This window comes from Pricia sp., assembly GCF_041745955.1.
Lineage (GTDB): Bacteria > Bacteroidota > Bacteroidia > Flavobacteriales > Flavobacteriaceae > Pricia.
The window spans coordinates 1-11,844 of record NZ_JBGTHY010000136.1 but is presented as its reverse complement, the minus strand read 5'-3'; the positions used below and the strand labels follow the sequence as shown (position 1 = coordinate 11,844).

General features: G+C 44.6%; 14 protein-coding genes. 7 read left to right on the top strand and 7 right to left on the bottom strand.

Annotated features, from left to right (window positions below; translation table 11 throughout):
• Both ACEW8S_RS04925 and ACEW8S_RS04920 read left to right on the top strand, forming a co-directional pair.
• The coding region (locus tag ACEW8S_RS04925; RefSeq protein ID WP_373517069.1) for an START-like domain-containing protein at nucleotides 1-153 on the top strand (153 nt) is incomplete at its 5' end.
• Nucleotides 154-166: 13 nt separating this feature from the next.
• A complete protein-coding gene (locus ACEW8S_RS04920) occupies nucleotides 167-1,012 on the top strand; it encodes an aminotransferase class IV (protein ID WP_373517067.1) in 846 nt (281 codons plus the stop codon).
• Between the two features lie 114 nt (nucleotides 1,013-1,126).
• Here the strand turns inward: ACEW8S_RS04920 and ACEW8S_RS04915 are convergent, their stop codons facing one another.
• From ACEW8S_RS04915 to ACEW8S_RS04895, 5 genes are all read right to left on the bottom strand, one after another.
• Nucleotides 1,127-1,687, bottom strand: a complete 561-nt coding sequence (locus tag ACEW8S_RS04915; protein WP_373517066.1) for a YqgE/AlgH family protein — start codon at nucleotides 1,685-1,687, stop codon at nucleotides 1,127-1,129.
• A 135-nt stretch (nucleotides 1,688-1,822) separates the two neighbouring features.
• The gene (locus ACEW8S_RS04910; protein ID WP_373517065.1) at nucleotides 1,823-2,095 is read right to left on the bottom strand and encodes an HU family DNA-binding protein; all 273 of its coding nucleotides are present in this window, start codon (nucleotides 2,093-2,095) and stop codon (nucleotides 1,823-1,825) included.
• A gap of 176 nt (nucleotides 2,096-2,271) precedes the next feature.
• Nucleotides 2,272-3,219 carry a methionyl-tRNA formyltransferase gene (gene fmt / locus ACEW8S_RS04905; protein WP_373517064.1) on the bottom strand — a complete coding sequence of 316 codons (948 nt, stop codon included), beginning with the start codon at nucleotides 3,217-3,219 and terminating at the stop codon, nucleotides 2,272-2,274.
• 71 nt (nucleotides 3,220-3,290) lie between these two features.
• The gene (locus ACEW8S_RS04900; RefSeq protein WP_373517063.1) at nucleotides 3,291-5,189 is read right to left on the bottom strand and encodes an ATP-dependent DNA helicase RecQ; all 1,899 of its coding nucleotides are present in this window, start codon (nucleotides 5,187-5,189) and stop codon (nucleotides 3,291-3,293) included.
• Complete coding sequence (locus ACEW8S_RS04895) at nucleotides 5,189-5,752, bottom strand: AAA family ATPase (RefSeq protein ID WP_373517062.1); 564 nt, start codon at nucleotides 5,750-5,752, stop codon at nucleotides 5,189-5,191. Before ACEW8S_RS04895 ends, ACEW8S_RS04900 begins: the two co-directional genes overlap by 1 nt.
• A 104-nt stretch (nucleotides 5,753-5,856) precedes the next feature.
• Between ACEW8S_RS04895 and ACEW8S_RS04890 the strand changes: the two genes are divergently transcribed.
• The 5 genes from ACEW8S_RS04890 to ACEW8S_RS04870 all read left to right on the top strand — a co-directional run bounded on the left by ACEW8S_RS04890 (nucleotide 5,857) and on the right by ACEW8S_RS04870 (nucleotide 10,013).
• On the top strand, nucleotides 5,857-6,144 hold the full coding sequence (locus tag ACEW8S_RS04890; protein WP_373517068.1) for a DUF493 family protein: 288 nt from the start codon (nucleotides 5,857-5,859) through the stop codon (nucleotides 6,142-6,144).
• Between the two features lie 122 nt (nucleotides 6,145-6,266).
• Complete coding sequence (locus ACEW8S_RS04885) at nucleotides 6,267-6,929, top strand: DUF4290 domain-containing protein (RefSeq protein ID WP_373517061.1); 663 nt, start codon at nucleotides 6,267-6,269, stop codon at nucleotides 6,927-6,929.
• 30 nt (nucleotides 6,930-6,959) lie between these two features.
• Nucleotides 6,960-8,267 carry a UDP-N-acetylglucosamine 1-carboxyvinyltransferase gene (gene murA, locus ACEW8S_RS04880; RefSeq protein WP_373517060.1) on the top strand — a complete coding sequence of 436 codons (1,308 nt, stop codon included), beginning with the start codon at nucleotides 6,960-6,962 and terminating at the stop codon, nucleotides 8,265-8,267.
• A gap of 155 nt (nucleotides 8,268-8,422) precedes the next feature.
• Nucleotides 8,423-8,803 carry a hypothetical protein gene (locus ACEW8S_RS04875; protein ID WP_373517059.1) on the top strand — a complete coding sequence of 127 codons (381 nt, stop codon included), beginning with the start codon at nucleotides 8,423-8,425 and terminating at the stop codon, nucleotides 8,801-8,803.
• A gap of 241 nt (nucleotides 8,804-9,044) precedes the next feature.
• Nucleotides 9,045-10,013 carry a DUF6340 family protein gene (locus ACEW8S_RS04870; protein WP_373517058.1) on the top strand — a complete coding sequence of 323 codons (969 nt, stop codon included), beginning with the start codon at nucleotides 9,045-9,047 and terminating at the stop codon, nucleotides 10,011-10,013.
• 114 nt (nucleotides 10,014-10,127) lie between these two features.
• Here the strand turns inward: ACEW8S_RS04870 and ACEW8S_RS04865 are convergent, their stop codons facing one another.
• On the bottom strand, nucleotides 10,128-11,438 hold the full coding sequence (locus ACEW8S_RS04865; protein ID WP_373517057.1) for a deoxyribodipyrimidine photo-lyase: 1,311 nt from the start codon (nucleotides 11,436-11,438) through the stop codon (nucleotides 10,128-10,130).
• Between the two features lie 130 nt (nucleotides 11,439-11,568).
• A partial coding sequence (locus ACEW8S_RS04860) for an SDR family NAD(P)-dependent oxidoreductase (protein ID WP_373517056.1) occupies nucleotides 11,569-11,844 on the bottom strand: 276 nt, incomplete at its 5' end.

The following is an 11,844-nucleotide window of genomic DNA, read 5'->3' as shown; positions in this document are numbered from 1 at the left end:
TCTTTTTTTGAAATGAAAATTATCGTAGACGAAATCACCAAAGACGTATCCCTTTTTATAACCGATTTCGCGGACGAAGATGAGGTAGAGGAATCGAAAATGCTATGGACCAACCAAGTTTCGGATCTGAAGCAGGTATTGGGGTCAAAGTGACTCCCACTAAACTATGGTCAATTTCAATGGGGAGCTTCTCCCAAATACCGGTAAATTCTTAAATCACCAAAACCGAGGCCTGCGCTATGGCGATTCCCTTTTCGAATCCATGCGCGCGGTCAATGGAAAGCTATTTTTTTGGGAAGACCATTATTTGCGCCTGATGGCCTCGATGCGCATGCTACGTATGGAAATTCCGATGAATTTCACGATGGAATTCCTCGAAGAAAACATTCTTGGGGTCATCGCCGCCAATGATTTGAACGAAAGCGCCGCCCGCATCCGACTTACGGTCTTCAGAAATGAAGGCGGTCTCTATCTACCGGAAACCAATGCCATATCCTATACCATCGAGGCCAAACCCTTAGAACATCCTTTTTATATTTTGGATGAGGGTCGTTACGAGGTAGAACTTTTCAAGGATTATTATGTGAATCCCGATATGCTATCCACCTTAAAGACCAATAACAAAATCATCAACGTGGTCGGTAGTATCTTCGCCCAAGAAAACGATTATGATAACTGTTTGTTGATCAATAGCGATAAGCAAGTGGTCGAAGCTTTGAACGGGAATCTCTTTTTGGTCAAGGGAAACACCATAAAGACCCCTCCATTAAAGGATGGCTGCCTAAACGGAATCATCCGGAAAAAACTGATGGAAATAGTAAGTAAATTGGAAGGTTACGAATTGGAGGAAGACTCCGTTTCACCCTTCGAACTGCAAAAGGCCGATGAACTTTTTATTACCAACAGTATTATCGGAATACGCCCCGTTACCAAATATCGTAAAAAGGAATTTGGTAATTTCACCGCAAAGGATTTATTAGGTAAGCTGAACGCGGTCGCCAGGTTAGGATGAAAACCATTGTTCGCCCAATGCAATCCGGAAATATTGGGGACACAAAAAACCGCTCGGACGGACAGTTTTTGCTAATTTTTGGAATTTGGTGTTTGGAATTTGGTACGTGGCCCTTCAATTCAAATTCGGGTTTTCAGGAGCATTCGACCACAACAAATAATTGCCCCCCAATTCCATCATTTTTTCCTTCCAAAAGGCATCCGAGGATTTATGGATGATGGCGCTTTCGTAATCGTTCTTGACCACGACCCACGATTTCGACGAAAGTTCTTGGTCCAACTGCAACGATGACCAGCCTGAGTACCCCAAGAAGAACCGGATGTCCCCTTCAGATATTATTCCCCTATTGATAATGTCGATAAGATTTTCGAAATCCCCGCCCCAATAGATACCATCAGATATTTCGATACTGTTGGTTATCAAATGTGGTACCTTGTGGATAAAATATAGATTGTCTTGCTCCACGGGACCGCCGTTGTACACTTTAAAGGGAATTTGGATTTCGGTAACCAGATCGTTGATGTGATAGTCCAACGGTTTGTTCAGAATAAACCCTACCGAACCCTCATAACCGTGTTCGGCCAAAAGTACGACCGAACGATTGAACGATACGTCGCCTGTCAAGGTGGGCTCGGCAATCAGCAGTTTGCCCTTTTGGGGTTTTAGCTCTACCATGGTTTTTTGGACTTGATTGCTCTAAAATAAGACAATTCCCATAAAAACCAAATACCTTTTAAAAAAAAGCATCCTACGATTGCAGGATGCCTTCTAAACCTGCCCGTCCGGCAAGCGGATATGATATGATAAATACTAATTTACCGAGCTGGCCAATTCAGAACCTGCTTTGAACTTCACTACGTTCTTTGCTGCGATCTGGATCGTTTTTCCTGTAGAAGGGTTTCTGCCTTCCCTTGCGTTTCTTTTAGATACGGACCATGATCCGAAACCTACCAATGATACGCGGTTTCCTTTTTTAAGAGATCCTTCAACGTTGCCCAAGAAAGACTCCAATGCTTTTTTTGCCGCGGCTTTTGTGATGCCTGCATCTGATGCCATAGCATCGATTAATTCTGTTTTGTTCATAGTAAATAAATTAATAGTTGTTAAAAATGCTTTTTAAACGTTCAACAAATTTATACGGATTTGCCGTGAACACAAGTAAAACAGGGGTAAATCACTGTTTTTGTTGATAACTCGGGTCGTTTGTTGATAAAGTAGGGCTTTTTTTACGGTTCTTACAGCCCAATGGTAGCGGGGCTTTAGGTCACCATGGCATTTTCTTCGAAATTAAAACCGTTTAAAAGGTCTTGTGCCTTCATCTTTCGTTTCCCAGGTAATTGGATTCCAAGCAGGTGGATAAACCCATTTTTAACGGCAATTTTTAGCGTTTTGCCGTCCCCCAGAACCTTGCCGGTATGTTCTTGATGGGTCGTTTTTTCTTTGGATGCCCCATAAATCTTTAAGGGAATTTTTTCGCCGCCATTGACCAAGGTCGTCCATGCGGTAGGGTAGGGGGAGAGTCCCCTTATTTTATTGTGGATGGTTTCCAGGGAATCTGACCATTCGATTTCACAGGTTTCCCTATGAATTTTATGTGCTATTTTTGAGGAGGATGTATTTTTTTGCTTTTCGGTACTCACCTGACCTTTTTCAATATGTCGTACGGTTTCAACTACAAGATCGGCTCCCAAGTACATCAAACGGTCGTGTAGGGTGCCGGCAGTATCGCTTTCGGTAATATCCGTTTTTTTCTGAAGGATGATTTCCCCAGTGTCGATCTTATCGTCGATAAAGAACGTGGTTGCCCCGGTTTCCGTTTCCCCGTTGATAATGGCCCAATTGATGGGTGCCGCGCCCCTGTAATCGGGCAGTAGCGAGGCATGAAGATTGAAAGTGCCGAATTCGGGCATGGCCCAAACGGCCTTGGGAAGCATCCGAAAGGCCACTACAATCTGCAGATTGGCGTTCAGGGCTTTTAATTCGGACAGAAAATCCTCATTTTTCAGGTTGGTGGGCTGCAATACGGTAAGCCCTTTTGATACCGCATACTTTTTAACATCGGATTCCTGTAGTTTTCTACCGCGTCCGGCAGGTCTGTCCGGTGCGGTGATTATGCCCACAACCTTATAGCCTTCGTCGAGTATTTTGGTCAGGGTAGCGGTGGCAAACTCGGGCGTGCCCATAAAGAGGATTCGTAAATCGCGCATTTTGATTAACAATTTAGTACTGATTATAAATTATTGATTGTAATTTTTTACTAGAACTCTGAACTCCCTGACTACCCTATTTCATACTCGTTCTTCGTATTGACCTTGATCTGGCCATCCTCTAGCATCATTTGTATCGTCTTTAATATATGGGCTTCACTATGGTCGAGTATTTTAATCAGGGTCCTTGAAGTACGACTTTTCCCCTGTAAAGTGGCCAGTATGTCTAAGGATATGGATTGAAAATCAATACCCTTTGTTTGCTGTCTTTTTCGGCAAATGTCGCAAATACCGCAATCCTGAACCCTTTTTTCGCCAAAATAACTTAAGATTTTTTTGCTTCTGCAAACCTCATCCGAATGGATGTAGTTGAGCATCTGATCGACCTTTTCGACTTTGATCTGATTGCGTTCACCGACCTGTTTGGCAAAAATGTTTATCGTACGGTCATCGTCCCTAGGCACCAAGAAGGTAATTTCTAAATCTGTCTTTTTTGATTTGTAATCGATAATTTCATCCTTTTTAAGTTTTTCCAAAAGGTCGAATACCCGACTTTCGGAAACATTGGTTTTTTTGGCGATCAGCGATGGGTCGATTTTAGTCTCAAAATCGAAGATACCGCCATAGGTTCGGAGAATAGTCTGGATCATCGGCGCGGAACCGCTATTTTTCCGGAGATAATCAAAAATGGAATTTTGGGAAATGATAAACCGAATCTCTGTTTTCTTGAAAAAGGATTCGGAGAGGGCGATCACGGAATATTGATCCAGCACTCGCAAAGCGTTGTACGTAAGAAAGGAATTCAGTCCGTAGGCCGCTACAAAATCCTTAAAGGGGAATTGAAAAATTTCGTCGGTACTTTCCCCTAACGATATCTGAAAATAGTTGTTCAGCTTGTTGTATACTTTTTTGAGGAATTCGGCATCGGGCAGCGCGCCAAGAAACTGTTGCCGCATCTGCGCAACATCGAAATCATTGGTCAAAAGTACGGCCGTTGCCGGGGCGCCATCCCTTCCTGCCCTTCCTGCTTCTTGGTAGTAGTTTTCGAGGCAATCAGGAATCTGAAAGTGTACCACAGTTTGTACGTCGGGTTTGTCTACGCCCATACCGAAGGCATTGGTGGCGACCATTACCTGTAATTGGTCGGCCAGCCAAAACTTCAATTTTTCCTGTTTTTCTTTTTTGGTGATTCCTCCATGGAAAAAATCGGCCTTGCAACCGTTTGCGTTGAGAAAGCGGGCGATATCTTGCGTCATCCTACGGGTGCGCACATATACAATTCCGCTTTTGTGGGTTTTTGCGAAAAGTTGTTTCAATCGGTAATGCTTGTCCTCGCACCACAGAACGCCAAAGGCAATGTTGGGTCTAGAAAAGGAATCTTTTACGATTAGCGATTCGGTAAAACCAAGGTTGTCGATGATGTCAGTGGCTACCCGATCCGTAGCGGTCGCGGTTAGGGCGATTATTGGCGTTTCGGGAAGAAGTTCCCGAAGTTTGGTGCATTCCAAATAGGCGGGCCGAAAATCATGGCCCCATTGTGAGATACAGTGGGCCTCGTCGATGGCGATGAGGTTGACGTTCATCTGCCTTATTTTATCCTGCACCATCTCCTGTTGTAGGCGCTCGGGAGAAAGATATACGAACTTGTAGCCGCCGTACAGGCAATTGTCCAACAGCGTGATGAGCTCGTCGAAGGGAATGCCGCCGGTCAAAGCCATCGCCTTGATACCCCTTTGTTTCAGGTTGTCGATCTGGTCGTGGATAAGGGCAATCAGCGGCGAAACCACGATGCAGAGACCATCCTGTGCCAGTGCAGGTACTTGAAAACAGAGCGATTTTCCACCGCCGGTCGGCATAAGCGCAAGTACGTCTTGCTGGTTCAAGACCGCATCGATTATCCTTTTCTGGGAGCCCCTAAAATTGGAAAATCCCCAGAACTCCTTTAAAATTTCCTCAGGATTTTTGTGCATTAGTTGGGATTTACCAAGTCCAGAATAAAATCCGTTCGCTCCGTTACACTAGCTTTGGGGATAAGGGTGATTTCATAGCCAAAGTTTTGATACGTTTTTTCCAAGGAGGTAAAGATACGTTCCGATGCTTCAAAAGATTCAAAACGTTCGGAGTCGGTAGCGTATATTTCTCGCCAGGGCGGCATGAGCAATACCCGGTCATAGCGAAAACGCTGTGCAGGGAGTTCGAAAGCTTTATCATAGGGCTGTCCAAAACAGTTCATATACGAATGTACATCGGGAATGCCACGATCGAAGAAAACGATGTCATAATCCGTTTTTTCTGCGGATCGGTATTGAGCGATACGGCCTTCGAGCAGTTTGTTATTGAATTCCACGGGATTCTTGACGGATAGAATGGGGTTCGTGATAATCGATTCCATAATTTCGGCAGCTGCCTCCGCTGCTGTGAGGCTCCGTACGAGTTCGGGAATACAATAGTACCCTCTGTTCCCCAGCTCCTGGATAACCGAGGTTTTTCCGGTACTGGGGCCGCCGGTTATCACTATTTTTTTGGTATTCAATATGCGATTTTCACTTAGGGCGTAAAATTAAGCAATCCGCCAAGCATTTGAAAATTGATGGGTACGCCGATCAGGAGTTCATTATCTTTGTAGAAAAGAATAAAATGGATACCAAAAACCCTGAAGAATTTTATAAACGATTACAAGAACAGTTGGAGGAAAGTACGACCTGGCCCTCGGATTATCTCTATAAATTTATTGTAGAAAGCGATCCCGATAAAATCGCCGAGATCCATACTATTTTTGATAATACGGGCGCGGTCATCGAATCGAAACAATCCAAAAAGGGAAAATATACCAGCATATCCATTACGGTCAACCTTGAAAATCCGAAACAGGTCATCGATAAGTATAAGGAAGTCGGGGTGATAGAGGGGATTATTTCTTTGTAAAGCAAAAAAGTGGACACAAATAAATAGCATTTACGCCATAATTTTCTTAAATTGCGTGCGTTATTAAGGAACTCGATAGAAGTTCCACACTTCTCTTTTATTTTTAAGCAAAACACTTCAATTTGAATTTAGTAGAAAACCTTGAGTACAATACCGAGCGGTCGCAACTTATCATTCCCGAATACGGGCGACATTTTCAAAAAATGGTCGATCACGCCGTATCCATCGAAGATGATGGGGAGCGGAATCGCGTCGCGCAATCCATCGTAGCCGTAATGGGTAATTTACAGCCACATTTACGTGATGTGCCCGATTTTCAGCACAAGTTATGGGATCAGCTGTTTATCATGTCCGATTTTAAGTTGGATGTAAAATCGCCTTTCCCAATAACCAGTAAGGAAGTCTTGCAGCAACGGCCAGAGGCTCTGGAATATCCGCAGAACTATCCGAAGTACCGTTTTTATGGTAACAACATCAAGCGAATGATCGATGTGGCCGTAAAATGGGAGAAAGGGGATAAGCGCGAGGGACTGGAATATGCCATTGCCAACCACATGAAAAAATGTTACCTGAACTGGAACAAGGATATGGTTGACGACAATGCGATTTTTAAGCATCTTTATGAGCTGAGCGACGGTCAGATCGACATGGCCGCGGAGGACGAAAGCCTTACGGACAGTGGACAGTTCTTGAACAAAAGAACGCCGACGAAGTCCTCACGCAGCAGCAACGGGAAGAAAAATTCACGAAATACTAACAATAATCGCGGTAAAAAGCGTTATTAACAGCAATCAACCTACAACCTACTACGTATCATGGGCACTTTTAAAATAGAGGGCGGCCACCCACTCTCCGGAGAAATCACGCCTCAGGGGGCCAAGAACGAAGCCTTGCAAATTCTTTGCGCGGTACTGCTAACCGCCGAAGAGGTCACCATCAACAACATTCCCGATATCGTCGATGTCAATAAACTGATTTCCATTTTGGAAGATCTGGGGGTAAAGGTCCAAAGGATAAACAAGGGATCCTACTCCTTCAAGGCCGACGAGGTCAATATGGATTATCTGCAATCCGCCCAATTCAAAAAAGACGGCCGGGAGCTTCGCGGCTCTATCATGTTGGTCGGTCCGTTATTGGCCCGATTCGGCAAAGGTTACATTCCCAAACCCGGAGGTGACAAAATCGGACGCCGCAGACTGGATACCCACTTTGAGGGCTTTATCAACCTTGGTGCCAAATTCAGGTACAATAAGGAAGAACACTTTTACGGCGTAGAGGCCAAGAAACTCAAGGGTACTTATATGTTGCTCGATGAGGCTTCCGTGACCGGTACCGCAAATATTGTCATGGCCGCCGTTATGGCCGAAGGCACGACCACTATCTATAATGCCGCTTGTGAGCCCTATTTGCAGCAATTGTGCAAAATGCTCAATCGTATGGGCGCCAAAATTTCAGGCGTCGGCTCGAACCTTTTGATAATCGAAGGCGTTACCGAGCTAGGCGGAACAGAGCATACCATGCTGCCCGATATGATCGAAATCGGCAGTTGGATCGGTCTGGCCGCCATGACCAAAAGCGAACTGACCATTAAAAATGTAAGCTGGGACGATTTGGGACAGATTCCCGTCGTGTTCCAAAAAATGGGAATACAGCTGGAACGCAAAGGTGACGACATTTTAATACCTGAGCATACCGATGGCTACAGCATACAGAAGTATATCGACGGCTCGATCTTGACCATCGCCGATGCCCCTTGGCCGGGACTCACTCCCGATCTATTAAGTATCATTTTGGTCATGGCCACACAGTCAAAAGGCGAAGTGCTCATTCACCAAAAAATGTTCGAAAGCCGCTTGTTCTTTGTCGATAAGCTGATCGACATGGGGGCGAAGATCATTCTCTGCGATCCCCACCGCGCCGTGGTTATAGGGCATGATTTTAAGTCCACCTTAAAAGCTACCACGATGACTTCTCCCGATATCCGGGCAGGGATTTCATTGTTGATTGCGGCGTTATCCGCAAAAGGTACTTCTACCATTCATAATATTGAACAAATTGACCGGGGTTATCAAGATATAGATACCCGGCTTCGGGCTATCGGGGCAAAGATTACCAGAGTTTGAAAAAAGGACTCAGTCCGTGATTATCATATGCATTCTAGCCACTATTTGTACCTTTGATCATCCTTTAGGGAATATTTTCCGGATGTTTGCATCGTCTTTCTTTTTTAGGAAATTGATATCTCGTAGGCCCCGAGGTAGTTCGTTAAAATTGTAGCATGAAAATCAGGATAAAGGGAAACTCCGTTCGCTTTCGATTGACCCAAACAGAGGTAAAAGCCGTCTGTGATATGGATATGGTTAGGGAGGAAACGCAGTTCAACGAAGCGCACTTTGTCTATGCCGTGAAGGCTTCCAACGTACATGACCATTTAACCGCATCGTTCGCTGATCAAGTCATAACCCTGTTCGTTCCCAAAGATACCCTTAACGATTGGTATACCAATGACCAGGTGGGCTTTTACCACACCGAGATTCTGGATAACGGCCAAAAACTCGATTTGATACTCGAAAAGGATTTTGTCTGTTTGGACGATAGGGCGGAAGATGAATCCGATAATTATCCTAATCCGAGAGGTAACGAAATTGCCGATTCATAAATTTCTAATTCCAAGGAACAATCTTGAACGGGATGAAGGTAATAAAAAAATTTGGGACTATTTGACTGGTATTGAACAATATAAAGGACACATTGTCTGTTTACTATCAAGGCGTTGGCCATAACCAAGACCGACCGTACAGCGAACCAAACCTAGTTTCATGAAAAATTTTAAAGGGCTTATCAGTTTCCTATGCCTATCAGCAGTTTTCTTCTCTTGCAGTTCAACAAATAGATTGACCATGAATGCGATAGAACCCGCTCGGATTTCTATACCCGCTGAGGTCGTGAAAATCGGAATCATCAATTGCAGCTTACCTTCTGAAGCTAACCAAGCCATCGATAAAATTGATAAAATACTATCGTTGGAGGGTCTAAATTTGGATAGGGAAGGTGCGGAATCTGCCGTATTGGGATTGTTCGACGAGCTATCCCAAAACGATAGGTTCGAAACGATTCGCGTCATCGACAGTATCTCGGAACAGCGAAAGGGACTTGGGGTGTTTCCCGCTGCCCTCAAATGGGAAACTGTACAACAAATTTGTGAGGAATTTGAAGTGGATGCCCTGTTCTCCTTGGAATTCTACGATACCGATACAAAGGTAAATTATGAGGTGGGAATGGTTTCAATTCCAAATCAAGTGGGTATCGACATATCCCTTCCGGGGCATACGATAACTCTGAACACCATTATGAAAAACGGATGGCGTATCTACGATCCGAAGAATAGAAGACTACTTGACGAATTCGTATCCAACGACCAAATTGTTTCGGTAGGGCAGGGCGTAAATCCTGTAAAAGCAATTGAGGCCATCATCGGAAGAAAGGAAGCCGTGTTGCAGCATAGTACCGGTCTGGGAAATTTATACGGATTGGATGTCAGCCCGTTGCGAAAGCGTATTTCGAGAAACTATTTTGTCAGGGGCACGGATAATTTCAAAATCGCCCAACGAAGGGCCCAAACAAGCGATTGGGAAGGAGCGGCGGATCTTTGGGAAAAGGAGTTGGATAACAAAAAAGAAAAAGTCGCCGGTCGCGCCCATTTCAATATGGCGATTATTAACGAAATCAACGGCGATTTGGAAACGGCTTTGGAATGGGCATCAAAATCCTATTCGGATTATCGCAATAAAGACGGGCTCCGCTACGTAAATATTCTTCGTAACCGAATGGCCGAAGAACGACTGCTGAACCAGCAATTGTCGCGTTAGGAGAGTTGGTTTGAGTGCTGGGTGTCCGATGCGCGATGTTTGGAATTTGGCACTTCGATAAAACTCGCTATCTTAAATTAAGAATTTGGGGATTGGTATTTCTCCATGTTCTCACTACCCGACCGCCTCTTTATAAACCTTCAGGCAACGTTCCCGCGCCTCCTTGTGGTCAACCATTTTTTCAGGATAGGATTCTTGCTCGTGCTCGGGCACCCATTCCGAAATATACTTTCGATCTTTATCGAACTTGTCCACCTGGGTCATCGGGTTAAAAATGCGAAAATAGGGAGCTGCATCAACACCGCTACCTGCCGCCCATTGCCAGTTGCCGACGTTGCTGCTCATTTCGTAGTCCAACAATTTCTCGGCAAAATACGCCTCCCCCCAGCGCCAGTCAATCAACAGATGTTTGCAGAGAAAGCTGGCCACTAGCATGCGTACGCGATTGTGCATATAACCGGATTCATTAAGTTCGCGGATACCGGCATCGACCAGTTTGAATCCGGTTTCGCCTTTTTTCCATTTTTCGAATTCCTGTTCATCGTTGCGCCATTCGATGCGGTCGTATTTTTTTCGGAAAGCTTCGTCTACGGTTCTTGGAAAATGCCAAAGAATCTGCATAAAAAACTCCCGCCAGATCAATTCGCTCCAAAACACCTCGTTTTTCTCGGCAATCGCCTTTTTCATCATTTTCCGGACGGAAACCGTACCAAATCGCAAATGCGGCCCCAGTCGGGAAGTCCCGTTTTCCTTGGCGGGAAAATTCCGGGTCTTTTCATAGTTGTCGATCAAGGTCGGCGTAACCGTATACTCCGGAACTTTTAGGGATGAGGTTTCAAAACCCAAATCCGATAACGAAACGTTGGGCAAACGGGAATGTTCGATCAGATTATCCAGATATTGGCTCGTATAATGTATGGTCAAATGGTCATCGGCATTGAAAAGCGCTTTCCATTTATTCTTGTAGGGAGTATAAACGACATAAGGGTCGCCATCACCTTTTACTACTTCATCCTTTTCAAAGATGACTTGGTCTTTAAAGGTTATAAGTTCGATGTCTTTATCCTTCAGAAACTTCCTAATTCTTTCATCCCTATCCTTGGCGTAGGGTTCATAATCATGATTTGTGTAGACCTCGTGAACCTCATATTCCTTGCATAAATCTTCGAAAACGGACTCCGGTTTCCCGTGAAACAAAGCAATAGAGCTACCGTGCTGTTTCTGCAGTTCGTCACGCATTTTCTGAAGTGTTTCGTGGATAAAGGTTACCCGCGCGTCATCTTTCGGCAATTTATCCAAAATCTCGGTATCGAAAATAAAAATGGGAAGTACGGGAAAATCTCCCCTGAGTGCCGCTAGAAAACCTACATTGTCATCTAGACGTAAATCCCTTCGGAACCAGAATATGTTCATTTTGTTGGGCATAGTCTTTTAAAATTCAAACCTTTAACCCAGATCGAAAGGGTTTATGAGCCTGCCTGCCTGCCGGCAGGTTTATGAGTTTAGAAGTTTAGAAAAAAATAACCTTTACTTAGGGCTTACTGACTACTGCTTTTCAACTAATGTTCAAAGTAGACATTCCCCCATCTACGCCGACAACTTGTCCGGTCATCCAGCTGCTGTTATCGCTGAGTAAAAATTGGGCGATATCGGCAATATCCTTTGCCTCGCCCACACGCTTTAGCGGATGTCTTTCCGCCATTTTTTCTTTCTTTTTGTCATTGTTGAGCAGCCGTTCGGCAAGCGGAGTATCCACAAGGGACGGTGCGATGACGTTCACCCTTAATTTCGGGGCATATTCGGCGGCCAATGACTTGGCGAAGCCTTCAAT

Excerpts from the sequence above, each read along its gene's own strand:
- ACEW8S_RS04920 (WP_373517067.1), top strand. The coding sequence starts at position 167 with ATGGTCAATTTCAATGGGGAGCTTCTCCCAAATACCGGTAAATTCTTA.
- ACEW8S_RS04915 (WP_373517066.1), bottom strand. The coding sequence starts at position 1,687 with ATGGTAGAGCTAAAACCCCAAAAGGGCAAACTGCTGATTGCCGAGCCC.
- ACEW8S_RS04910 (WP_373517065.1), bottom strand. The coding sequence starts at position 2,095 with ATGAACAAAACAGAATTAATCGATGCTATGGCATCAGATGCAGGCATC.
- fmt (WP_373517064.1), bottom strand. The coding sequence starts at position 3,219 with ATGCGCGATTTACGAATCCTCTTTATGGGCACGCCCGAGTTTGCCACC.
- ACEW8S_RS04900 (WP_373517063.1), bottom strand. The coding sequence starts at position 5,189 with ATGCACAAAAATCCTGAGGAAATTTTAAAGGAGTTCTGGGGATTTTCC.
- ACEW8S_RS04890 (WP_373517068.1), top strand. The coding sequence starts at position 5,857 with ATGGATACCAAAAACCCTGAAGAATTTTATAAACGATTACAAGAACAG.
- murA (WP_373517060.1), top strand. The coding sequence starts at position 6,960 with ATGGGCACTTTTAAAATAGAGGGCGGCCACCCACTCTCCGGAGAAATC.
- ACEW8S_RS04875 (WP_373517059.1), top strand. The coding sequence starts at position 8,423 with ATGAAAATCAGGATAAAGGGAAACTCCGTTCGCTTTCGATTGACCCAA.
- ACEW8S_RS04870 (WP_373517058.1), top strand. The coding sequence starts at position 9,045 with ATGAATGCGATAGAACCCGCTCGGATTTCTATACCCGCTGAGGTCGTG.
- ACEW8S_RS04865 (WP_373517057.1), bottom strand. The coding sequence starts at position 11,438 with ATGCCCAACAAAATGAACATATTCTGGTTCCGAAGGGATTTACGTCTA.